Source organism: Priestia sp. P1_B12_1 (assembly GCF_056406695.1).
In genome coordinates, this window is sequence record NZ_JBFTZR010000001.1 from 527,535 (window position 1) to 549,812 (window position 22,278).

The window sequence follows — 22,278 nt, forward strand, 5'->3', positions numbered from 1 at the left end:
ATCCGAACGAGTTTGATTCTCTATCAAGAATATCAGTTCATCGTTCGGATTTCCCTTCAACCAAAATACGTTTGTCCCGGTCTTTTTCTTATTCGCTTAGTTTATCAAGATCTTCAAAGAAAGTAGGATAGGAGACGTGAATAGCTTCACTTCTCATTAGTGTTACCTCTCCCGTTGCAATGGCTGCTGCGACCGCAAGCATCATTCCAATTCGATGATCTCCATAGCTGTCTACTTCACCGCTTTTTAGAGCAGTCTTGCCTTCAATGATGAGGCCATCAGCTGTTGGAGTAACAGAGGCACCGAGCTTGCTTAACTCCGTTGCAACCGTATCGATACGGTTCGTTTCTTTTACTTTTAATTCTTCGGCATCTTTAATAACCGTTTTCCCATTCGCCTGAGTCGCCAAAAGAGCAATCACTGGAATTTCATCAATTAAACGAGGAATTAAATCCCCCCCAAGTTCAATCCCTTTCAACTGAGACGTTTCAATAGTCAAATCGCCAATTGGCTCTCCATTTTGAATACGTTCATTAGAAATTGTAAGACGTGCACCCATTTGCTGAAGCACATCAATAATACCTGTTCTTGTAGGATTGAGTCCGACGTTTTTCAAAACGATTCGGCTGTTTGGAACAATGGCTCCTGCAACAAGAAAGAACGCCGCTGAAGAAATGTCACCAGGTACGTAGACATCCGTTCCGCGCAGAGATTGTCCTCCTTCAATGCTTACAGTCGTTCCATCTACCTCTACGTCTACTCCAAAGGCGCGAAGCATACGCTCTGTATGGTCACGTGATGTAAAAGGCTCAGTTACTTTTGTTGTGCCTTCTGCATGAAGTCCCGCTAGTAAAATCGCTGATTTTACTTGTGCACTTGCTACAGGAGAATGGTAATGAATTGCTTTTAAAGCTCCTCCTCGAGTCGATAAAGGCGTATATTGGCCGTGCTCACGCCCATCAATCTTTGCACCCATAGAGCGCAGGGGCACCGTAACGCGGCTCATAGGACGCTTGGCAATCGACTCATCTCCAATTAGAGACGTATGAAATGGCACACCTGCGAGAATCCCAAGCATTAAACGAGTAGTCGTTCCTGAATTTCCTACATCTAGGATGGAAGCAGGTTCACTTAACCCTTCGATACCTTTACCTTCGATTTTGACATACTCGCCTTCTCTTTTAATCGATACGCCCATCTTTTCAAAACACGAAATCGTACTTAAGCAATCTTCCCCTGCTAAAAAATGATTAATCGTTGTTTTCCCTTCTGCCATCGCTCCGAACATCACAGCTCTGTGAGAAATCGATTTATCTCCAGGAATAGAAATTTCTCCTTGGAGAGATGAAAGATTCGTTTTTAATTGTTTTCCACTCATTTCATTCACGCCTTTCATACATTAAGAAATAAACGTCTGATATTGATGCTGATGGAGACACGCTCTTGCCCGCTTTCTATCTTCCTCTGTTTGAAAGCTCAAACGTAATACTCCGTATATGTCTTCTCGTGTTTCTAAAATTCGAATGTTTGTAATACTGATTTCATCTTCTGCTAAATAACCCGTTACTTCTGAAATAATCCCCGGATAGTCAGGAACATCCACATAGAGATCATAAAAGGATGGAATCGCTCCTTTTGTTCGTACAGGAAGCTGATCTCTAAATTGTTTTGCTTGTGAAAAATATGTATAGATATCGTTCGCGTCTTTTCGTTCGATCATATTTCGCACGTCGTTCATTTCTTCAAGCCAGTGGTCAAACATTGAAAGAAGCGCATCCTGGTTATGAAGCAAAATATCTCTCCACATCGCTGGACTGCTTGAAGCAATACGTGTAATATCACGAAACCCTCCAGCTGCAAGCTGCGAAACTAGCTGGTTGTCTTGTTGGTAATATTCTGCTTGATGAACAAGGCTTGCAGCAATAATATGAGGAAAATGGCTGATGACACCCGCTAATTTATCATGTTCTTTTGGTGACATCACAATAATTTTAGCTTTTGTACCACTTAGCAATTCCTTTAAACTGTCCAAAGCCTCCGAAGAAGTAGAAGATGAAGGTGTTAATACATACATGGCATTTTCAAACAAATGAGCTTTAGAAGCAGCTACTCCGCTTTTATGAGACCCAGCCATTGGGTGGCCGCCGATAAACTCAATGCCTTTAGCAATAAGAGCCTCCGCTGTCTTCACTACCTCTTCTTTTGTACTTCCTACGTCTGTGACGATAACAGACTGTTTGAGCGTAAAATGTTCTAACTGTTTTAGCACTTCCGCTGCTTGAGTAACCGGAATGGCAATAACAATATAATTCGCTTGCTCCGCGCCTTGTTGCAAAGAAGAAGCCGCTTGGTCAATTACACCTAGGGTTTTGGCAAGCTCCAGCTGCTCTTGATTAATGTCAAAACCTATTACATCAAGATGATGATGCGTCTTTTTTATATTAAGCGCCAGCGATCCTCCAATTAACCCCAAACCTATAACAAAAACATTTTCTGTCACTTTCCTTCACCTCATTGTGCATATGAAGATGAGAGTGTGAAATCACACTCTCATCTTTTACTATATTAGGTATTAAGCTTTCGCTGCTGCTTGATTAACAAACTGCTGAAGCAATTCAATAATTTGTTCATTTTGTTCTTTCGTTCCCACCGTAATACGAACGGAAGTTGGGAAGCCTAATGCATTCCCTGAACGAACGATAAATCCGCGCTGCAATAAAAATTGAAACACTTCATCGCCTTGACGGCCAAAATCAATTAGAACAAAGTTAGTGAAAGAAGGATAATAGTTTAAACCGTTCTTATCACAGAAAGCATAATATTGCTGCAAGCCTTCTTCATTTTTCTTTTTACACTCTTCAATGAACGCTTGGTCTTCAAGAGCAACGATTGCTGCTTTTTGAGCCATGCGGCTTGTATTAAAAGGTTCACGAGCCGGCTCAATTTTTTGTAGTAATGATTCGTTTGCAATACCGTAACCAATGCGCAAAGAAGCTAAGCCGTATGCTTTTGAAAATGTGCGAAGTACAATTAAGTTTTCGTATTCATTCAAAAACTCTACCGTATCCGGATAGTCGGCTTGATCTGCTGCATACTCAAAATAGGCTTCATCCATAACGATTAATGTATGCTTAGGAACTTGTTTCATAAAAGAAATTAACTCATCGCCCTTCACATACGTTCCCGTTGGGTTATTAGGACTGCATACCCACACAATTGTCGTATTTTCATCAATTGCACGAAGCATAGCATCTAAATCATGATCTCCGCCGCGCAGCGGTACTTCACGAATTTCTGCACCTTCAATTACGGCATTGTGCTTATATTGAGGAAATGACGGCGTCGGCATGACAGTATTTGTATCAGCCGATAGCAAAGCTCGGCAAATAATTTGAATGACTTCATCAGACCCATTTCCAAAAATCAGCTGATCTTGCTCTACGCCTACGTGCTTTGCTACTGCTGCACGCAGTTCAGCTGCATAGCCGTCTGGATAAAGCGCCATATTTTCGATTTCTGCAGCAATCGCTTCTTTTACTAAAGCAGAACTGCCGTAAGGATTTTCATTAGAAGCTAATTTTACAACGCGATCTAAATTAAATTCACGCTTTACTTCTTCAATTGGCTTACCTGGTTTATATGGAGATAAAGTTAGTAATTGTTCTTTTACCTTCAACGTGTTACACCTCGCATTTTTGTATAGGCGAAACGATGGATGCAACATACTCCTCAATTTGATTTAATCCGTCTCGGCGTGTATCCTTATTTAAAAGAACTTGTTCAAGCTGGCCAATTTTATTAACAATTGCACTTCCAATTACAATGCCGTCGCTATGTTCTTTTAACACCTCTACTTGTTCACTTGTTGAAATCCCAAAACCGACGGCCACCGGTATAGAAGCTGCTGCTTTCACATCTTCTAAAAAGGTGCCAATATCAGCTGGCAACGTAGAGCGAACCCCAGTAACGCCTAAAGACGACACGCAGTATAAGAAGCCCGTTGCATCTGCAGCGATTTTTTGAATACGCTCTTTAGATGTAGGAGCAACCATTGAAATGTACGCAACTTCATTTTCAGCGGCAAGCTCCCGGATACGGCCACTCTCTTCGTACGGTAAATCCGGAATTAGCACTCCATCTATTTCATTTTCTCGCATTAACGCGAAAAAGGATTCTAAACCTAATTGTAACACAGGATTAAAATAGGTAAAGAGAATTACCGGTATTTTCACACCTTTTTTTCTCATCACCGATACAAGCTTAATGGCTTTTGAAATAGACATACCGCCAGATAAAGCTCTTTTAGACGCCTCTTGAATAATTGGACCATCTGCTAAAGGGTCAGAATATGGTACGCCCAGCTCTAAAATAGAGGCACCTTGCTTTTGCAAAGACAAAGCAATTTCCACCGTTGCATCTTCATGAGGATCTCCTGCTGTAATAAATGGAATAAACAATGTTTCATGTTTAGGTAGTCTCGCTTCAAACGTATTCATGTTCTTCTTCCTTCCCTTCTAGCAAGTTTACTAATGTATGAACGTCCTTATCTCCTCGACCTGACAAGCAAATTAAAATGGTTTCTTCTTTCGTCATGCTTTTAGCCAGTTCAAATGCTTTTGCCAGCGCATGGGCGGACTCAATAGCCGGGATGATTCCCTCTGTTTTCGCCAGCAGCTGAAGAGCTTCGATTGACTCATCATCCGTTACACTTTCATATTCTACTCGTCCAATAGATGAAAGGTGAGAATGCTCTGGACCGATACCTGGATAATCCAAACCTGCTGAAATAGAATAAGGCTCTGTAATTTGACCATTTTCATCTTGAAGTAAATACGTGAGCGTTCCGTGAATAACACCTTTTGTGCCTTTAGCCATTTTAGCAGCATGGAGGGCTGTATTTAGTCCTTTCCCTCCTGCTTCTACGCCGATCAAGCGTACATTTTCTTCTTTAATAAAATCATAAAACATTCCGATTGCATTACTACCGCCTCCAACGCATGCCACGACAGCATTTGGAAGTTTGCCTTCTACCGCTGTAAACTGTTCTTTTGCTTCTTCTCCAATAATTTTTTGGAAATCTCGAACCATTTTAGGATAAGGATGCGGTCCAATGGCCGAACCAATTAAGTAAAAATGATCTTCACAATGTTGAACCCAGTAGCGAATTGCTTCATTTGTTGCATCTTTTAGCGTTTTTGTTCCAGAAGTTGCAGGAATGACTTCCGCTCCTAGAAGCTTCATGCGAAAGACGTTCAACGCCTGACGTTCAATATCTTCTTCTCCCATGAATACTTTACATTCCATTCCGAACTTTGCAGCTACTGTAGCTGTAGCTACCCCGTGCTGACCCGCTCCTGTTTCAGCAATAATTTTTGTTTTCCCCATCCGTTTAGCAAGTAAAATCTGTCCAATGGCATTATTGATTTTGTGAGCACCCGTATGATTTAAGTCTTCACGTTTTAAATAAATTTTTGCTCCGCCGAGCGTTTCGGTAATATTATCAGCGTATGTTAAAGCCGTTGGTCGCCCAGAGTAGTTGACGAGTAAAGACAGATACTCATCTTTAAATGCCGGATCTTTCATTGCTTGATTCAAAGCTGCTTCTACTTCTTCAAGTGGTTTCATTAATGTTTCAGGTACGTATTTTCCGCCAAATTCACCAAAGCGGCCAAATTCATCAGGATGATTGTATGTCATAGTATGATCTTCCTTTCAATTTCTATAATTTTTGTATAGTCCTTCGTTCCATTTGTTTCAATACCGCCAGAAATATCAATCGCCCCAGGCTTGTAGGGTAACAAGTTCTCAATGTTACAAGCATTGATTCCTCCAGCAATAAAACATTTTTTACCTAATCTTTGGGCAGCTGATTCATACTGAGGAACGAAGCTCCAATCAAAAGCAACGCCCGTTCCTCCAAATTGTTCTTTAACCTTGCTATCAATTACATACCCGTCAGCTTCTTCATATACATGCATTTGCTGCAGCGTTTCTTTATTGTGAGGGAGTGCTTTCCACACTTCATATCCACGCTGCTTTAACTGACGTACGTCCGCAGCTGTTTCTTGCCCATGGCACTGAATTACATCTAAATTTGTTAGGGAGGCAATTTCAAGTATTTGATCAACCGGTGTATTAACAAATACCCCTACTAGCGAGACTTGTTTTTTTATTTCATCCGTTACAAACTCATTTACTTGTTCAGGCTTTACATATCGTTTACTTCTTGGATAGAAAATAAAGCCAATGTGAGTAGCAGCCGAACTTTCGATTAAAGCTATATCTTGTTTTGATCGAATACCACAGTACTTAATGAGCATATTCACTTTCCCCAAACAGCTTTTCAATCGCTTTGGTTTGATTATCCTGCCTCATAAGCGATTCCCCTACTAAAATAGCTTTTGCTCCCGCTTCTTTTACGTAGGAAACATCATCGTATAAGTAAATTCCGCTTTCACTCACTAACAGCTGATTTTTCGGAACGTGCTTAGCGATTTCTTTGGTCTGCTGCACGCTGGTTTCAAACGTGTGAAGATTTCGATTATTAATGCCAATAATCTTCGGGGTAAATACAGCTAGCAGCTTTTCAAGCGTTTCTAGAGAATGCACTTCTACTAAACAATCTAACTCTTTTTCAGCAGCTTGAAGATAAAGCTCTTGCAATTTTAACGGTTCAAGTGCTTCTCCAATGAGTAAAATAGCATCAGCACCGATTCTTGCACTTTCTTCCACTTGAATGGAATCAATGATGAAATCCTTGCGAAGCACAGGGATAGAGACATGCTGTTTAATGTCACTTAAAAACGTTCGATTTCCTTGAAAATAGTGCTGATCTGTTAACACAGACAAAGCATCTGCTTTCCCTTTCTCGTAGGCTTTAGCAATTTCCACAGGCTGAAAATTCTCTTTTATTAATCCTTTGGAAGGAGAAGCTTTTTTCACTTCTGCAATAAGAGCCAGCTCTCGATTCGGATTTGATAAAGCGTCTAAAAATGATCGTTTTGCAACATTTTGCTGTTCGGGTAACTGTAAGTTTTGAATTTCTTCTTTTTTTGTTTCAATAATTTTATTGAGCATGTTCAACCACCTTTTTCGATTTCAATCGTTGTAATTGTGTGTATGCAGCACCTGATTCAATTGTTTCCAAAGCTACAGCTACTCCTTCTTCAAAAGTAGAAACGTTTCCGCTAACGTAAATAGCTGCAGCAGAGTTCAACACGACTGCGTTTTTAGCAGTTACATTGCTTTTATTTAAAAATAGCGATTCAATAAGCTCGGCACTCGATTTTGCATCTTCTACCACTAAGTCTTCAAGCTTCCCTCTCTGTAAGTGTACATCCTCTGGTGCAAGCGTATATTCTGTAATGACATTGCCCTGTACTTCTACAACGTCCGTTACATCAGTGGCACTGATTTCATCCAAACCGTCTCTGCCCGCAACCAGAAGGACGTGGTTAGCTCCAAGTACAACAAGCGCTTCTGCTAATTTTCGTGCAAGCTCAATGGAATAAACGCCAATTACTTGCTTTGTGCAGTTAGTAGGGTTTGCTAATGGACCTAATGCATTAAAAACCGTTCTAAATCCTAATTCCTTTCGAGTAGCAGCAACGTGCTTCATAGCTGGATGATAAAGCGGCGCAAACAAAAAGGACATGTTGAGGTCAGCCACCGCATTTTTCACTTCTTTTTCATTTCCTTGAATCCATATATCCAGATGTTCTAACACGTCGGCACTTCCGCTTTTAGAAGATACGGCGCGGTTCCCGTGTTTCGCAACCTTTACTCCGGCAGCAGATGCCACAATCGCACTAGCCGTCGAGATATTAAACGTAGAGGCGCCGTCTCCCCCCGTACCGCATGTATCTACTACGTTTAATTCTTCTAGAGAAATAGCATTCATATTATTTTTCATACCTCGGACAAAACCGACAATTTCATCGACGGTTTCTCCTCGGTACGTTAAGATGGTTAGCACGCTAGCGATTTGAGCTGCCGGGACTTTTCCGTTCATAATATCATTCATAATTTTTTCTGCTTCTTCCGCTGAAAGTGACTCACCGCGCAAACACTTTTTTAACAATTCTTTAAACATATACATCCTCCTTTTTATCATAGATGTCTTGGGCCAATTGAATTGTTTTGATTAAAGCGCTGGCTTTATTGCGAGTTTCTTTCCACTCAAGCTCCGGTTTTGAGTCAGCAACCACTCCTGCTCCAGCCTGGATATAAGCGGTCTGGTCTTTCAAAAGAATGGTCCGAATCGCAATGCACGAATCAATGTTTCCATCAAATCCGAGATATGCTACGGTTCCTGCATATACATTTCGCGCAACTGGTTCAATTTCATTTAAGATTTGCATCGCTCGCACTTTTGGAGCGCCAGATACGGTACCCGCTGGAAATGCAGAAAGCAGCGCATCAATGGGATGTACTTTTTCGTTAAGGCGCCCTGTCACTTTAGAAATCAAGTGCATGACGTGCGAAAAGTTAGCCTGCTGCATTAATACTGGTGTTTGGACACTTCCATACTGTGCAACTCGGCCGATGTCATTTCTTGCTAAGTCCACGAGCATATAGTGTTCTGCCCGCTCTTTTTCATCGTTAATTAAGTCTTCGTATAAGCGCGCATCTTCTTCTGCATCCCTGCCACGTCTTCTCGTTCCTGCAATCGGATGAATTTCTAAATGGCCGTTTTCAATTTGAATCAACCGCTCAGGAGAACTTCCAATTAGCTCCACGCCTTTTACTTTCACGTAAAATAAATAAGGAGACGGATTAACTAATCGCAATACTCTGTAAATATCAAATCCAGCTACGGTCGTATCAATTTGAAATCTCTGCGACAATACGGCTTGAAAAACATCTCCGCTTTTAATGTATTCCTTAATTTTTTCCACATCTTGCACAAATTTATCTTTTTGGTATGACGATGTCACGCCTTCAAAGCTAACTTCGCGCTGCTCGCTTTCAAACATCATTGGCTTTTCTTTCACCGTCTGCGCTATTCTTTCAACATATCGATTGATCTCTGCTAAAGCTTCACCGTATTTTTCTTTTTTCTGCTGCTCTTTGTCTTGCTCATTAAGCTGAATGTAGTGAATCACCATAAGCTCTTTTGTTTGATGATTGTACGCAAGCATCGTTTGACAATAGATAAAGTGAAAAGTAGGCATGTTCAAATCGTTTTGAGCATGTACGTTTACTTTTTCAATTTGCGATACTGCGTCGTAGCTGATAAACCCTACTGCTCCTCCTTTAAAAGGAAGTGCAAGGTCTGGTACTTTCACTTTCAGCTCTTGCTGAATTTTACAAAATACCTCTTTAAAGCTGTCTCCTTGCAGCACAGGTTGAAGCTGCTTGTTTTTTGCTAGATAGGTTCCGTTCTCTTCTTCTACATACAAAAATGGATTCAAGCCAATAAAAGAATAATTGGACCATGGTGATGATTCATCATTACTTTCAAGTAAATATACAGCTTCATCTTTTACCTGTTGAAAAAGATCAACAGGTGTCATGCTATCGATAAATATTTTTTTTATGATTGGAATGGTTAAATACTTTGTAGAGTCTTCTAAAAAAGAAGTATACGTGTTCGTCATATCTTTCAATCCTCCATTTCATGGAGAATGAGAATAGATGAGGTGATATAAAAGAGGATATAATAAATAAACCCAAAGACACATCAAAAATGGGCCTTTGGGTATACGAATGGTAAAATTCACTCAACTAAACTCTGCTCAACTGTCTCATTCTCGTCTACCCTAATCTCAACTAAACTGTCTATTGTTTTCTCATAACTAAAATCTCTAAACTAACTTGTTACCAATTGTAGTACGTTTCAAATTCATTTGTCAACTACTATCTACTTGGCTTTTGAAGAAACTACGCTTGAAGCTCTTCATTCAGCAGCTTAAGAATTACTTCATCTTCTACTTGTTGAACAAAAGGTTTTCCTATACCTTCAAGCAGTACCATATGAACATTGCTTGATTTGGACTTCTTGTCTGCTTTCATTCTCACGAGCAGCTTTTCAGCTGAAAGGTGGTTTGGAACAGACGTCTCATAGCCAAATTTTTCAAACCATTTCGCAATTTCAGCTACAGGGAACTCGCTTTTCTCAAGCGTATTGCTGACTTTCATAGCAAACAGCATCCCAATGGCTACGCCTTCTCCGTGACTGATTTGTCCATAGCCGCACTCTGCTTCGATCGCATGACCTAACGTATGTCCAAAGTTCAGATGAGCGCGAACGCCAGCTTCTGTCTCATCTTCTTTTACAACAGATGCTTTGACTAAAATACCGCTTTGGATAGCATAAATTAATTTTTCATCTTGTAAATCAGTCAGCGATTGTATATTTTGCTGAAGCCATTCATAAAATGCTTCATCGTGAATAAAAGCGTGTTTAATCACTTCTGCAAAACCGGAACGCCACTCTCTTTCAGGAAGCGTTTTAAGAAGATCAATGTCATAAACAACCGCTTCAGGCTGATAAAAAGCGCCAATCATATTTTTTCCAAGCTCATGATTAATGGCTACTTTACCACCTACAGCACTATCGTGAGCAAGAAGCGTCGTTGGCACTTGAATAAAAGAAATTCCTCTCATATATGTAGCGGCTACAAATCCAGCTAAATCGCCAACTACCCCTCCGCCGAAAGCAATAACGAGCGCATTGCGGTCAAGCTGCTGCTCGAGCGCAAATGTCTGACAATCGTAGTAATGTTGAAATGACTTTGCATGTTCACCGCTTGGCACTACGTATTTAGCCACTTTAAACTGCGTCTCAACCGCTTTTACAACCGCTTCTCCATAATATGAATCTACGGCTGAATCAGTGATGATTAACACCGACGACAGATTGGGTTTTACACTCTCAATAATAGAAGGCAACTTTTCAATTAATCCATTTCCTAAATAAAGAGGATATGTTTTCGATAAAGTTTGAATATCAATTTGCAACATTAAAACTCCCTCGCATGTGCACGCATTTTCTCAATATTTTCAGCAATTAAATCAATTCGGTCTTGTCCAAACTGTTCGATTAGTGCATCAGCCAATTCCCAAGCTACAACGGCTTCTGCGACAACGCTTGCTGCCGGCACAGCGCAGCTGTCTGAACGTTCGATGCTTGCCTCGAAGGCTTCTTTTGTTTCAATATCAACACTTTTTAACGGCTTGTAAAGCGTTGGAATAGGTTTCATTACACCGCGTACTACAATTGGCATACCTGTTGTCATGCCGCCTTCAAAGCCGCCTAAGTTGTTTGTTTTACGGGTATATCCATTCTTTTCATCCCATAGAATTTCGTCATGAACTTCGCTTCCTGGTCTGCGAGCCGCTTCAAATCCAATCCCAAACTCAACGCCTTTAAATGCATTAATGCTCATAACGGCTGCAGCAATCTTCGCATCTAATTTACGATCGTAATGGACATAGCTACCTACTCCTGCTGGCACGCCTTCAATAATAACTTCTACTACGCCTCCGATAGAATCGCCGTTTTTCTTAGCATCATCGATTGCTTGCATCATGTCTTTCTCAACAGCTGAGTCAAAACATCTTACTGGAGAAGCTTCAGTGACTTCTTGAAGTTCCTCTAAACTTTTGTATTGAGGCGGATTTGCCTGTACGCCGCCAATTTCTAATACATGTCCAGCTACAGAAATCCCGAACTGAGCAAGAATTTGACGAGCCACAGCACCTGCTGCTACCCTTACAGTTGTTTCGCGAGCTGAAGAACGTTCTAATACATTTCTCATATCGCGATGACCATATTTAATAGCGCCGTTTAAATCGGCATGCCCTGGTCTTGGTCTTGAGATTTTACGCTTTACTTCTTCTGACTCTTCTTCAGAAATTGGCTCGATGCCCATAATTTTTGTCCAGTGTTTCCAGTCGTTATTTTCTACCGCTAACGTAATAGGAGATCCTAGCGTATAGCCGTGGCGGACACCGCTTAAAATTTCCGCTTGATCTTTTTCAATTTGCATACGTCTTCCGCGACCATGACCTTTTTGTCTTCGCGCTAAATCTGTATTGATGTCTTCGGCTGTTAAAGGAAGCCCTGCCGGAACACCCTCTAAAATAGTAGTCAATTGTGGACCATGTGATTCTCCTGCTGTTAAATATCGCATAATCGTACCTCCGCTTAATATGTATTATTCGTCAGAATTTTTCCATTTTTAAATATGACTATACCATACTATAACATAAGAATGTACAAAAAGTTTCACCTCAGCTTTTAAGAAACCGCTTCTGGTTGTCTCGATTAAATGGTCTTTACTTTTCTGTAAAAAAACGTATCAGCCGTTTCAAATCCATACTTTTGCGGAGTAAAAACCTGTTCTGTGCTACCTACAAATAAGATGCCGCCAGGTGCTAAAGATCTGCTGAATTTTTCATATAAAGCATGCTTTGCTTCATCTGTAAAATAAATAAGCACATTTCGACAAACAATCAAGTCAACGTTTTTTGGAAAAGAGTCTGACAGTAAGTTATGTTTCTGAAAAACAACTGTTTTTTTGATTTTTTCATCTAATAAGTACCCGGTTCCTCTTTGTTGAAAGTACTTATTTTTCATCGAAACAGGCATTTCCTGAAGTGAACGTTCATCATAAAAGCCTATTTTTGCTTTTTCGATCACTTTTTCATCCAAATCAGTCGCCAATATAGAAATACGCGAAAGAGGAAAAAATGTTGATAAAACCATCGCTAGTGTATATGGCTCTTCCCCTGTTGAACAGGCAGCGCTCCACACTTTCAGGTCTGTTTTTCCTTTTACAAGAGCCGGTAAAATTTTTTGCTCCAATATATCCCACCGCTGATAGTTGCGATAAAACTCTGACACGTTAATCGTCATCCGATCTAAAAACTCCTCAAGCAGTTCGTTATTACTGCTCATTGCTCGATAATATTCAAAAAAACTAGAAAAACCTTTTTTTTCATATAGGGAGGTAAGGCGGCGTTGCATTTGAGACTGCTTATATAGTGATAAATCAATGCCTGTTTTTATTTTTATTTTCTCCACAAACGCGCCGTATTCATCTATCATTTTTGACTCTCCTTTCTTATTTCTATACGTTGATGCTATATAAAGAAATAAAACCTTTATATATGCTTATCTTCTTACTAATATATCGGAATACATTGTGAAAATGTTTATGTAGAGAGATATTCGCAATCTATAGCCTAGGACCTATTTATAAAAACAATAAAAAAGACGAATGAAAATTCATTCGTCTCCTTGCGCTATCTAAATTAGTAAATCCAAGCGTCTGCGTCTTTTTTATAGAAAGTCAGCTCTTCACTTTCAAAGAATAAGCTGATTTCACGCTCCGCACTTTCTGGTGAATCTGAGCCGTGAATAATATTCTTATCGACAATCAGTCCATAATCACCTCGAATAGTTCCAGGAAGGGCTTCTTGAGGGTTAGTTTTCCCCACCATTTGACGTGATACTGAAATCACGTTTTCACCTTCCCATACCATAGCAAAAACTGGACCTGATGTGATAAATTTCACTAACTCACCGAAAAAAGCTTTCTCTTTATGTTCACCGTAGTGTGTTTCAGCTAATTCCTGCGAAATATGCATAAGCTTAGCTCCGACTAATTGAAAACCTTTTTTCTCAAAGCGAGAAATAACCTCACCAATAATGCTTCTTTGTACCCCATCTGGTTTGACCATTAAAAACGTTTTTTGTATCATTTTACTCTCCACCCCTGAAGTTCATGATATGTAAACAAGTTTTGAAAGCGCAATCACACCTCATGAAGATATTAACATTGTTTCGAGCAGTTTACAACTTATGAAAGTAAATAAATCAAAATTTCCGTTTTCCAATGTACTTCGCAATTTGATGCAGCGTTTTTTTCGCCTTGTTTGGCGGCAGTTCTTCTAAAATGCTCATCGCTTTTTGCAGATAACGATCGCTCATCTCAAATGAACGTTCAATGGCGTTAGAAGATTTAATATCAGAAATAATTTCATTGATCAGCTCTTGCTCATATTCCCTCTCGAAAAGCTGTTCTACTTTATCTCGAAACTCAGCATTTTCAATGGCATACAAAACTGGCAGCGTAATATTTCCTTGCAGTAAGTCGCTGCCAACTGGTTTCCCAAGCTGTTCTTCTGATGAGATAAAATCTAAAATGTCATCGGTAATTTGAAATGACATTCCCACGTAATATCCAAACCAAAATAAACGTTTATGTATATCTTCAGGAGCTCCCGCTGCAATTGCACCTAACTGACAGCTTGCAGCAATTAGCAGTGCCGTTTTACGTTTAATTCTACGCAGATACACGCGTAAGTTTTGGTTTAGGTTGTATTTGTCCTTAATCTGTTCAATTTCACCGAGCGTTAATTCCACCATCGTATTAGATAAAATTTTATGTGCTTCCACATCTTTAACCTCACTCATAACTTCAAGCGCACGAGCAAAGATGTAATCCCCTGTATACATAGCAATACGATTGTCCCATTTTGCCTTAATTGTTGGTTTTCCGCGTCTCTTATCAGCGTCATCAATAACATCATCATGAACAAGGGACGCCATATGAATCAGCTCAAGCGCTACTGCCACGTGTTTGATTTGGTCGATGTTGTAATCCCCAAATTTAGCTGCCAACAAAACAAATACAGGGCGAATTCGTTTCCCCCCTGCTTGTAAAAGGTGAAGAGAAGCATCTGTGATAAGTGTTTCATCGGTATGAACAGTTTGTTCAAGTTCTTTCTCAATAAGGGTAATATCCGTATTCAAAAAAGCGTACATCATTTTTAGTTTCATTGGACTCACCTTGCATTATATATTCATTCTTTACTCCTTATCCTACAGGCTGTTGCACCTGTAGGACAAGCTTTTTCTCTTTTATCGTTTGTACCCTAGATGCATCGCTGCTACTCCACCTGTGTAAGATTTCACTTCAACATCTGTCAAACCGGCTTCACGGAACATATCAGCCAATTGCTTTTGACCCGGAAAGTCCCTAGCTGACTCTTGAAGCCATGAATATTCATCATAGCTTTTAGCGACCATCTTTCCAAGCGCAGGCATAATATACTTAAAATAAAGCAAGTACATTTGTCGGTAGCCGATCATCGTGGGCTGAGACGTTTCAAGGCAAACCACTTTTCCGCCAGGTTTCACGACGCGCTGCATTTCCTTTAACACTTGAAGGTAATCGGGCACGTTGCGCAGTCCGAATCCAATCGTTACATAGTCAAATGAATTATCTTCAAAAGGAAGTTCCATTGCATTGCCATGTAGTAAGGTAATATTTGAAAAAGGTGAGTTTTTTACTTTCTCTTCACCAATCTTTAGCATATTCTGACTAAAATCCAGGCCAACTGCCTCTCCTGTTTCTCCAACTGCTTCCGCCATAGCTAGCGTCCAATCCGCAGTTCCGCAACAAACATCTAAAGCTTTTGTTCCTTTTTGAACATTCATTCGCTTCATCGTATCTTTGCGCCATGCCTTATGACGCTGAAAACTAATAACAGAATTCATTTGATCATAATTTTTGTATATTTTTTCAAATACGCCATGGACACGCTGTTCTTTTGATTGCTGCATATCTCTATCCTTCTCCTACGACATTTTTCAGCACTTCTAAGCTAGATGTAAGTTCATCTAAGTGCTCTCTTAAAAACTTATTCATCACAAATTCACTTCGTAAGTATCCTCTAACAATGTTTACAGACTGTTGAGTATACGAATAAAGGTATTCTTTTATTTGTTCTTGATTCATACCAATTTGTTTGCAATAGTTTAGCAAGAGAGTAGGCTCTTTATGCTGTAATGACTTTAATTGCTTTAATATCCCGTTCAAATACGCTGCATGTTTTAAAAGTTCTTTCCACTCTTCACGTTCAAAATAGTCACATAAGCATCTTACAAACGATGATTCTGCTGCTAAAAAACTATTCATAACGTCGTGTGGATTAGTAGAGCGATTGTTATAAATGTGTATCTTAGCGATATTAATTTCTTTAATAGCAGATGCTATAACTTTCATTAAATTCAGCTGGTTGCTTTGAGCTAAATAGTAATAGTACAGGCCGCTGTAATAATCTCCGGCCAAAACTACCAGCTGCCGCTCATGCAGCTTTCCTTCATTTCCGCTAACATTTTGAGTGGAGACTAGATCGTGGGTATCAAGTGCGGTTTGAACGAGCATCACAGATAGCACAGAGCTGTTCTTTTTTTCTTCTTCCATTGAAAGAGTATCTAAGAACGAACACATGTACAGTAATCTATTTTCATCAATACGCGGATGATGAATATATTTTTTTACATATGGATGACTTAATTCAACATGAAGCTGTTCTTTCATGTTGGCCACAATATCATAGATGGTTTTTACGCTCATCATCCTTGTCTCCCTTTCCATCACTATTTGTTTAAAGTTCTTTTAACTCCAAATCGATAGTGTCAATTATAACATAATTACATTATAAAATATCCTTTAAATTCTTTTGAAGCTTTTTCACGGTTTAAATCATTTAGCTGCTCATCCGCTTGAACACCGTTCATCTACATACCATCTGGATTCCTTAGACAGTAATTTAAGATATTGCTTTTAGTTTCACCATGTTTTTCCTGTTCTTATTCATTTATTTTAAATATAAATAAAAGCAGGAAAATCCCTGCTTATTTTTTCGTATCGGATTCAATTTCTCCGTGAACAGTCTGAATGACGGCTTTGCCACGAATTTTAATTGCGGATGTATGCTCAGTAAACTGCGCAATCATTACTTCGCCTTTATCTAGTTTTTCTGAATGATGAAATCGCGTATCTGCTCCTCGCGTTAAGCCAATTACGTTAACTCCATCTTCGACCGCTTTAATGACAATATACTCCGGCGTTCCTTTTTGTGTCATATTCTCTTCTCCTTCATCATCCACATTATGATTTAATCAGTGATAAAACTTCAGCTCTAGAACTTGCATCGTGTTCTAACACTCCGCGTACAGCAGAAGTGATTGTCATAGCTCCAGGCTTTTTAATGCCTCGCATGGTCATACACATGTGCTCTGCTTCCACTACTACCATTACCCCGTGCGGCTCTAATGTTTCTACAATAGAATCCGCCACTGTAGATGTAATTCTCTCCTGAAGCTGAGGACGTTTCGCAACAGCTTCTACCGCTCTTGCCAGCTTACTTAAACCGGTCACTCGTCCGCCTTTTGGAATATACGCAACATGAGCTTTTCCGTAAAAAGGCACTAAGTGGTGTTCACACATAGAGTAAAAAGGAATATCTTTTACAAGCACTAGCTCTTCATGGTCTTCTCCAAAAACTGTTTTAAAATGCTCTTTTGGATCTTCATTCAACCCGGAAAAGACTTCCTCATACATTTTAGCTACTCGCTTTGGTGTATCTAATAATCCTTCACGGTTTGGATCTTCGCCAATTGCTTCTAAAATTAGTCTCACGGCTTGTTCGATCTGTGGTTTATTTACAGATGACATGTTGTTGCCCTCCAATTCGTTGCATTACGACTTTATGAAAAAAATTCTAGCATATGTATATACCAAAGGCAAAAAAGAAAGGTCGCAAATGTGCGACCTTTCAAAGCTCTTCATCAACGGCTATGAATAAAGCCATTTTATGTAGATATTATTTTACAGCATCTTTAAGAGCTTTACCTGGTTTGAATGCAGGAACTTTGCTAGCAGGAATTTCGATTTCTTCGCCAGTTTGTGGATTGCGTCCTTTACGAGCAGCACGTTCACGTACTTCGAAGTTACCAAAACCGATAAGTTGAACTTTGTCCTCAGCTTTTAAAGCTTCTAAGATTGTATCGAAAACAGCATCAACTGCTTTTGTAGCATCCTTTTTTGAAAGCTCACTTGCTTCTGCAACAGCATTAATTAATTCTGTCTTGTTCATGCCATTCACCTCCTCCCAAAATCGGATCATATAATAACTAAAAACCTTGTTAGAAAAGGAATCTAGTAATTCGTTATATCTCATTCTTTAACAAAACAAATGGATATTATACATAACCTATGTATCGACAAGCCTAATCATAAACGATTGAACTAAATAATTCAATGTTTTTCATTCATCTGCCGTATGTATGTAGTGAAAACAGTATGATCGATCGATTTCTGTTAAAAGATTAACATATTGAACAAGGCATAGCAAGCAGAAAATAACGCAGGAATAGGATAACCACGCGATCTATCACAATATATGTAAAGTTTTGTATGATCTATCCAAAAAGAAGAGGCTCCTTTATGAGGAGCCTAACGTTACATGCTTATAGAATAATCGCGATTAAACCTCCGGATCCTTCGTTAATAATCCGTTCTAGCGTTTCTTTTAACTTATATCGCGCATTTTCAGGCATCAGCGACAGCTTTCCTTGAATCCCTTCTCTTACGATTGAACTTAGAGAGCGGCCAAATATATCTGAATTCCAAATTGAAAGCGGATCATCTTCAAAGTCTTGCATCAAATAACGAACTAATTCTTCGCTTTGCTTCTCCGTTCCGATAATCGGCGCAAATTCTGATTCTACATCCACTTTAATCATGTGTATAGAAGGTGCCACTGCTTTTAAACGAACTCCAAAACGCGATCCTTGGCGAATAATTTCAGGTTCATCAAGGCTCATATCCGAAAGCGAAGGTGCAGCTACACCATAACCCGTTTGTTTAACCATACGAAGGGCATCAGAGACTTGATCATACTCGGTTTTTGCATGAACAAAGTCTTGCATTAACTGCAGCAAATGATCTCTTCCGCGAATTTCTACTCCCACGATTTCTTTCAAAATCTGGTCGTATAAGTCATCTGGAGCGTATAAGTCAATTTCGGCAATTCCCTGCCCCATCTCAATTCCGGCTAATCGAGCCTGATCGATGAACTCAAACTGACTAAATTGCTCTACTACCCGTTCAACGTCTCTCAGCCTCTTAATATCTTTTACCGTTTCTTTAACGGCTTCTTGATAGCTTTCACGCAGCCAATGTTTATCTTTTAAAACCATTACCCAGCTTGGTAGATTAACGTTAACTTCTAATACAGGGAACTCATAGAGTGCTTCTCTTAATACGTTCATCACATCAGTATCGCGCATGCTTTCCACACTCATCGCTAATACTGGAATATCATATTTTTCATTAAGTTTTGCACGAAGCTTTTCTGTATCAGGATGATATGGCTGTACGGTATTAATAACCATGATAAATGGTTTACCTACTTCTTTTAGCTCATTAATGACGCGCTCTTCTGCTTCGACGTAATCTTGACGAGGTATATCTCCAATTGAACCATCAGTTGTAATGACGACACCAATCGTTGAGTGTTCTTGAATTACCTTTCTCGTTCCAATTTCAGCCGCTTCGTGAAATGGAATTGGTTCTTCATACCAAGGTGTATTGATCATTCGAGGTCCGTTTTCATCTTCGTACCCTTTAGCCCCAGGCACCGTATATCCTACACAATCTACTAACCGTATGTTAACTTCTAGCCCGTCATCTACCAAAACATTAACTGCTTGATTCGGTACGAATTTCGGCTCAGTTGTCATAATCGTTTTTCCAGCTGCACTTTGTGGTAGTTCATCTTGTGTGCGAGCTCTTTCTGCCTCGTTCTCGATGTGAGGCAGGACCACCAGCTCCATAAATTTTTTAATAAATGTAGATTTTCCTGTTCGAACTGCTCCCACCACACCTAAATATATATCGCCTCCTGTACGTTCAGCGATATCTTTAAATACATCCACCTTTTCCAAAAGATCCCCTCCGATCTATGAGTTCATGGAATATGACATCCATTGCGAGAGTAAATTAGGACACTATATAGTTATGACGTTGTCCTATTAAAATATGACTTTTGATAGAAAAATTTATGATTTTTTTCATGCACATGCTGACTTAGTCATTCTGATTATCATTATTGGTGTACAAGAAAGAGAAAACCCCTTCTCTCTGAATATTATTCAAGGAGAAGGGGTTCATGACTTATTTTTTAAAAAATATTGGTTCATTCTTATCGTTGACTGTATAAGGAAGAGAGTAAGCAGGTACAAAATCACTGTTTTCCACAAGGAGCTTTCGTATATCTTCACCAGGTTTGTAGGAGCTTTTATGCTTTTGAATGGCATCATACAAATCAGGACGATAATCTACAAATACATCTCCCTGTCCATTAACAATTAAAGAAAGACTATTCCCTGTATATGGGCTAGTAACGACAGGAGGCTCTTTCATATTCAATTTTTTATAATTAATAGAGAATACGCCGGGAGCGATGACGTCTTTAAACGGTACGTACCCTTTATGATTTTGACGGTATATATTCAAATGTACGTTAACATCTTGAATCGTATCCGCCATCCGTAAGTCTAATAATTTAACCGTGGGGTTTGTTTCTGCATCCACAAGTACGTACGCAAATATCCCTCCGCTTTCATACGAATTCCCAGGTGCGTCTTGCATGTATCTAGGAACAATTTTCGTAAAGTCAATTGGATATTTTTGATAAATCGGCGTGTCCATATCTTTCGTTTTTATTGGCAATAAGCCTCCGCTTTCTTGTTTAAATTGATCAACCGCCGTTTGCACGGAAGCAACTTGATCTTTATAAGGAACTTGATTTTGAGACATTCTTTCCGCCGGGTACAAACAACCGGATAATACAAAAATGGTTAACCCAACAATAGACGTTAGCATGATTTTTTTCATTTCCCTCACCCTACCATATGTACATTAAGCATCTGTCGGACCGCTGAATACAACAATTACCATAATAAGACCCGATACAATCATAAGCGAATAGGCAATGAAAGCGAGTACAATTTTACCAATGCGGTTCGTAATTTTATAACGACTAAAGTAAATAGAAAATACCGAAATAAACATAAATACAATGGAACCCAATGAAATCCACATCTTTAACAAACCTGGTGACAAATTGCATCCACTCCTTTTTTCACCGTTATTATAACATAAGGACTTATAGTTAAGATGGATATTGATAGAACTTTCTAAATTCACTATTTATTTACCTTCCAGTAATTCAAGCTCTATAGTAATTACTTTCCTATTAAATTAACAAATTCCTGCTTTTTTACATAAAAAAAATCGAAGCGAAGGGGGCTCTTCGCTTCGATCATAACTAAATATTCCCATACTAACAGTTCTACTCATCTTTATTTACACGTTATTTTATGCAAGTAAATGATTTTGGGTATCACCAATTGCCTATTTTTCATATTTCTTTGCACTTAATTTAATTTTTCTCCTAAAACATTCGCTAAATCTTCCATTTCATGTGTTTTAGTACGAGACATAAGGGCGTCTACTGCATCTTTTGCCTTCACATCATTAAACAGTACATTATATAAAGCATCAGCAATCGGCATTTTTACGTCATATTTTTGAGATAGCTGGTAAGCTGCTTTCGTCGTGCGTACACCTTCTACAACCATTCCCATATTTTCTAATACTTCGTCTAAATTTTTGCCTTTTCCAAGAAGATTACCAGCGCGCCAATTTCGAGAATGAACGCTTGTACACGTTACAATCAAGTCTCCAATCCCGGTTAAACCTGAGAACGTCAGAGGATTGGCACCAAGCACAGTACCTAAACGAGCGATTTCAGCTAAGCCACGAGTCATAAGAGCGGCCTTCGCATTGTCACCATATCCAAGTCCATCCGTGATACCAGCAGCAAGAGCAATAATATTTTTTAACGCTCCCCCAATTTCCACACCAATCACATCAGGATTTGTGTAAACACGGAAGTACTGCTGATTATTAAATAAATCCTGCACTTTTTCTGCTGCTTGTATATTTGCTGAAGCTGACGTCACGGTTGTCGGCTGCCTTCTACTTACTTCTTCAGCATGACTCGGACCTGATAAGACAACGATGTCTTTTGTATCAATTTCTTGTTGAATCATTTGAGATATACGTAAAAGAGAATCCGGTTCAATCCCTTTACTTACGTGAACAATTGTAAATAGTTCATCGGTAAGGGATTTTAGCTGCTGCAACACTTCACGAATGGCCTTCGTTGGAACAGCTAAAATAAGGGTTTCAACACCTTCTATTGCCTTTTCTAATGACGTAAAACCTTTAATCTGATGAGGAAGCTCTACACCAGGCAAATATTTTTCATTCTGATGCGTCTCGTTGATTTGATCAATGACTTGTTGTCTATGTCCCCAAATGCGAACATCGTGTCCATTTTCCGCCAATACGAAAGCTAATGCAGTTCCCCAGCTTCCTGCTCCTAGTACAGCTATTCTTTCCACGC

The 22,278-nt window shown here is 39.4% G+C and carries 23 protein-coding genes; all 23 read right to left on the reverse strand.

All coding sequences use genetic code 11. The annotated features are described in order from the left end of the window. Positions 1-88: 88 nt before the first annotated feature. Positions 89-1,378: a 3-phosphoshikimate 1-carboxyvinyltransferase gene (aroA, locus tag AC1D0Y_RS02730; RefSeq protein ID WP_060745946.1), complete on the reverse strand. Its 1,290-nt coding sequence runs from the start codon at positions 1,376-1,378 to the stop codon at positions 89-91. Between the two features lie 21 nt (positions 1,379-1,399). Continuing rightward, positions 1,400-2,500, reverse strand: coding sequence for a prephenate dehydrogenase (locus AC1D0Y_RS02735; protein ID WP_060745945.1), 1,101 nt, complete (start codon positions 2,498-2,500; stop codon positions 1,400-1,402). Positions 2,501-2,572: 72 nt separating this feature from the next. After that, a complete protein-coding gene (hisC, locus tag AC1D0Y_RS02740) occupies positions 2,573-3,676 on the reverse strand; it encodes a histidinol-phosphate transaminase (protein ID WP_025750397.1) in 1,104 nt (367 codons plus the stop codon). A gap of 4 nt (positions 3,677-3,680) precedes the next feature. Continuing rightward, positions 3,681-4,496 (reverse strand): tryptophan synthase subunit alpha, encoded by an 816-nt coding sequence (gene trpA, locus AC1D0Y_RS02745; protein WP_013084883.1) that lies wholly within the window; start codon positions 4,494-4,496, stop codon positions 3,681-3,683. Continuing rightward, complete coding sequence (gene trpB, locus AC1D0Y_RS02750) at positions 4,483-5,697, reverse strand: tryptophan synthase subunit beta (protein ID WP_013059002.1); 1,215 nt, start codon at positions 5,695-5,697, stop codon at positions 4,483-4,485. Before trpB ends, trpA begins: the two co-directional genes overlap by 14 nt. Beyond that, the gene (locus tag AC1D0Y_RS02755) at positions 5,694-6,320 is read right to left on the reverse strand and encodes a phosphoribosylanthranilate isomerase (RefSeq protein ID WP_028410745.1); all 627 of its coding nucleotides are present in this window, start codon (positions 6,318-6,320) and stop codon (positions 5,694-5,696) included. The genes trpB and AC1D0Y_RS02755 overlap by 4 nt, the downstream gene beginning before the upstream one ends. Next, the gene (trpC, locus tag AC1D0Y_RS02760) at positions 6,310-7,077 is read right to left on the reverse strand and encodes an indole-3-glycerol phosphate synthase TrpC (RefSeq protein WP_013084885.1); all 768 of its coding nucleotides are present in this window, start codon (positions 7,075-7,077) and stop codon (positions 6,310-6,312) included. Before trpC ends, AC1D0Y_RS02755 begins: the two co-directional genes overlap by 11 nt. Then, on the reverse strand, positions 7,067-8,092 hold the full coding sequence (gene trpD / locus AC1D0Y_RS02765) for an anthranilate phosphoribosyltransferase (RefSeq protein ID WP_013059005.1): 1,026 nt from the start codon (positions 8,090-8,092) through the stop codon (positions 7,067-7,069). The genes trpC and trpD overlap by 11 nt, the downstream gene beginning before the upstream one ends. Beyond that, on the reverse strand, positions 8,085-9,599 hold the full coding sequence (gene trpE / locus AC1D0Y_RS02770; protein ID WP_060745944.1) for an anthranilate synthase component I: 1,515 nt from the start codon (positions 9,597-9,599) through the stop codon (positions 8,085-8,087). The genes trpD and trpE overlap by 8 nt, the downstream gene beginning before the upstream one ends. A gap of 283 nt (positions 9,600-9,882) precedes the next feature. Next, positions 9,883-10,965: a 3-dehydroquinate synthase gene (aroB, locus tag AC1D0Y_RS02775; protein ID WP_477707327.1), complete on the reverse strand. Its 1,083-nt coding sequence runs from the start codon at positions 10,963-10,965 to the stop codon at positions 9,883-9,885. Then, on the reverse strand, positions 10,965-12,137 hold the full coding sequence (gene aroC, locus AC1D0Y_RS02780; RefSeq protein ID WP_013059008.1) for a chorismate synthase: 1,173 nt from the start codon (positions 12,135-12,137) through the stop codon (positions 10,965-10,967). The genes aroB and aroC overlap by 1 nt, the downstream gene beginning before the upstream one ends. Positions 12,138-12,271: 134 nt before the next feature. Continuing rightward, positions 12,272-13,054 carry a CheR family methyltransferase gene (locus tag AC1D0Y_RS02785; protein WP_060745942.1) on the reverse strand — a complete coding sequence of 261 codons (783 nt, stop codon included), beginning with the start codon at positions 13,052-13,054 and terminating at the stop codon, positions 12,272-12,274. A gap of 206 nt (positions 13,055-13,260) precedes the next feature. Next, positions 13,261-13,710, reverse strand: coding sequence for a nucleoside-diphosphate kinase (gene ndk / locus AC1D0Y_RS02790; protein ID WP_028410739.1), 450 nt, complete (start codon positions 13,708-13,710; stop codon positions 13,261-13,263). Positions 13,711-13,825: 115 nt separating this feature from the next. Continuing rightward, complete coding sequence (hepT, locus tag AC1D0Y_RS02795) at positions 13,826-14,791, reverse strand: heptaprenyl diphosphate synthase component II (RefSeq protein WP_028410738.1); 966 nt, start codon at positions 14,789-14,791, stop codon at positions 13,826-13,828. A gap of 81 nt (positions 14,792-14,872) precedes the next feature. Further along, positions 14,873-15,577 carry a demethylmenaquinone methyltransferase gene (locus AC1D0Y_RS02800; RefSeq protein WP_013059012.1) on the reverse strand — a complete coding sequence of 235 codons (705 nt, stop codon included), beginning with the start codon at positions 15,575-15,577 and terminating at the stop codon, positions 14,873-14,875. A 4-nt stretch (positions 15,578-15,581) separates the two neighbouring features. Beyond that, entirely contained in the window at positions 15,582-16,376 is a 795-nt protein-coding gene (locus AC1D0Y_RS02805) for a heptaprenyl diphosphate synthase component 1 (RefSeq protein ID WP_060745941.1), read from the reverse strand. A 278-nt stretch (positions 16,377-16,654) separates the two neighbouring features. Beyond that, on the reverse strand, positions 16,655-16,885 hold the full coding sequence (mtrB, locus tag AC1D0Y_RS02810) for a trp RNA-binding attenuation protein MtrB (RefSeq protein WP_013059014.1): 231 nt from the start codon (positions 16,883-16,885) through the stop codon (positions 16,655-16,657). Positions 16,886-16,910: 25 nt separating this feature from the next. Beyond that, positions 16,911-17,477: a GTP cyclohydrolase I FolE gene (folE, locus tag AC1D0Y_RS02815; RefSeq protein ID WP_013059015.1), complete on the reverse strand. Its 567-nt coding sequence runs from the start codon at positions 17,475-17,477 to the stop codon at positions 16,911-16,913. Between the two features lie 148 nt (positions 17,478-17,625). After that, positions 17,626-17,898 carry an HU family DNA-binding protein gene (locus AC1D0Y_RS02820; protein WP_013059016.1) on the reverse strand — a complete coding sequence of 91 codons (273 nt, stop codon included), beginning with the start codon at positions 17,896-17,898 and terminating at the stop codon, positions 17,626-17,628. 373 nt (positions 17,899-18,271) lie between these two features. Next, positions 18,272-19,750 (reverse strand): stage IV sporulation protein A, encoded by a 1,479-nt coding sequence (gene spoIVA, locus AC1D0Y_RS02825; protein WP_013059017.1) that lies wholly within the window; start codon positions 19,748-19,750, stop codon positions 18,272-18,274. Positions 19,751-19,979: 229 nt separating this feature from the next. Then, entirely contained in the window at positions 19,980-20,702 is a 723-nt protein-coding gene (locus AC1D0Y_RS02830) for a hypothetical protein (protein WP_060745940.1), read from the reverse strand. Between the two features lie 24 nt (positions 20,703-20,726). Beyond that, complete coding sequence (locus AC1D0Y_RS02835) at positions 20,727-20,930, reverse strand: DUF2768 domain-containing protein (RefSeq protein ID WP_060745939.1); 204 nt, start codon at positions 20,928-20,930, stop codon at positions 20,727-20,729. A gap of 314 nt (positions 20,931-21,244) precedes the next feature. Beyond that, the gene (locus tag AC1D0Y_RS02840; RefSeq protein ID WP_028410736.1) at positions 21,245-22,276 is read right to left on the reverse strand and encodes an NAD(P)H-dependent glycerol-3-phosphate dehydrogenase; all 1,032 of its coding nucleotides are present in this window, start codon (positions 22,274-22,276) and stop codon (positions 21,245-21,247) included. Between the last annotated feature and the right edge of the window lie 2 nt (positions 22,277-22,278).

Bases quoted from the DNA above. Each gene is read 5' to 3' on its own strand.
- AC1D0Y_RS02830 (WP_060745940.1), bottom strand. From the start codon at position 20,702: ATGAAAAAAATCATGCTAACGTCTATTGTTGGGTTAACCATTTTTGTA.
- trpB (WP_013059002.1), bottom strand. From the start codon at position 5,697: ATGACATACAATCATCCTGATGAATTTGGCCGCTTTGGTGAATTTGGC.
- ndk (WP_028410739.1), bottom strand. From the start codon at position 13,710: ATGATACAAAAAACGTTTTTAATGGTCAAACCAGATGGGGTACAAAGA.
- aroC (WP_013059008.1), bottom strand. From the start codon at position 12,137: ATGCGATATTTAACAGCAGGAGAATCACATGGTCCACAATTGACTACT.
- AC1D0Y_RS02805 (WP_060745941.1), bottom strand. From the start codon at position 16,376: ATGATGAGCGTAAAAACCATCTATGATATTGTGGCCAACATGAAAGAA.
- folE (WP_013059015.1), bottom strand. From the start codon at position 17,477: ATGTCATCTGTAAATAAACCACAGATCGAACAAGCCGTGAGACTAATT.
- hepT (WP_028410738.1), bottom strand. From the start codon at position 14,791: ATGAAACTAAAAATGATGTACGCTTTTTTGAATACGGATATTACCCTT.
- aroB (WP_477707327.1), bottom strand. From the start codon at position 10,965: ATGTTGCAAATTGATATTCAAACTTTATCGAAAACATATCCTCTTTAT.
- AC1D0Y_RS02800 (WP_013059012.1), bottom strand. From the start codon at position 15,577: ATGCAGCAATCAAAAGAACAGCGTGTCCATGGCGTATTTGAAAAAATA.
- trpA (WP_013084883.1), bottom strand. From the start codon at position 4,496: ATGAATACGTTTGAAGCGAGACTACCTAAACATGAAACATTGTTTATT.
- mtrB (WP_013059014.1), bottom strand. From the start codon at position 16,885: ATGACACAAAAAGGAACGCCGGAGTATATTGTCATTAAAGCGGTCGAA.
- trpE (WP_060745944.1), bottom strand. From the start codon at position 9,599: ATGACGAACACGTATACTTCTTTTTTAGAAGACTCTACAAAGTATTTA.
- AC1D0Y_RS02755 (WP_028410745.1), bottom strand. From the start codon at position 6,320: ATGCTCATTAAGTACTGTGGTATTCGATCAAAACAAGATATAGCTTTA.
- trpC (WP_013084885.1), bottom strand. From the start codon at position 7,077: ATGCTCAATAAAATTATTGAAACAAAAAAAGAAGAAATTCAAAACTTA.
- aroA (WP_060745946.1), bottom strand. From the start codon at position 1,378: ATGAGTGGAAAACAATTAAAAACGAATCTTTCATCTCTCCAAGGAGAA.
- AC1D0Y_RS02785 (WP_060745942.1), bottom strand. From the start codon at position 13,054: ATGATAGATGAATACGGCGCGTTTGTGGAGAAAATAAAAATAAAAACA.
- AC1D0Y_RS02820 (WP_013059016.1), bottom strand. From the start codon at position 17,898: ATGAACAAGACAGAATTAATTAATGCTGTTGCAGAAGCAAGTGAGCTT.
- trpD (WP_013059005.1), bottom strand. From the start codon at position 8,092: ATGTTTAAAGAATTGTTAAAAAAGTGTTTGCGCGGTGAGTCACTTTCA.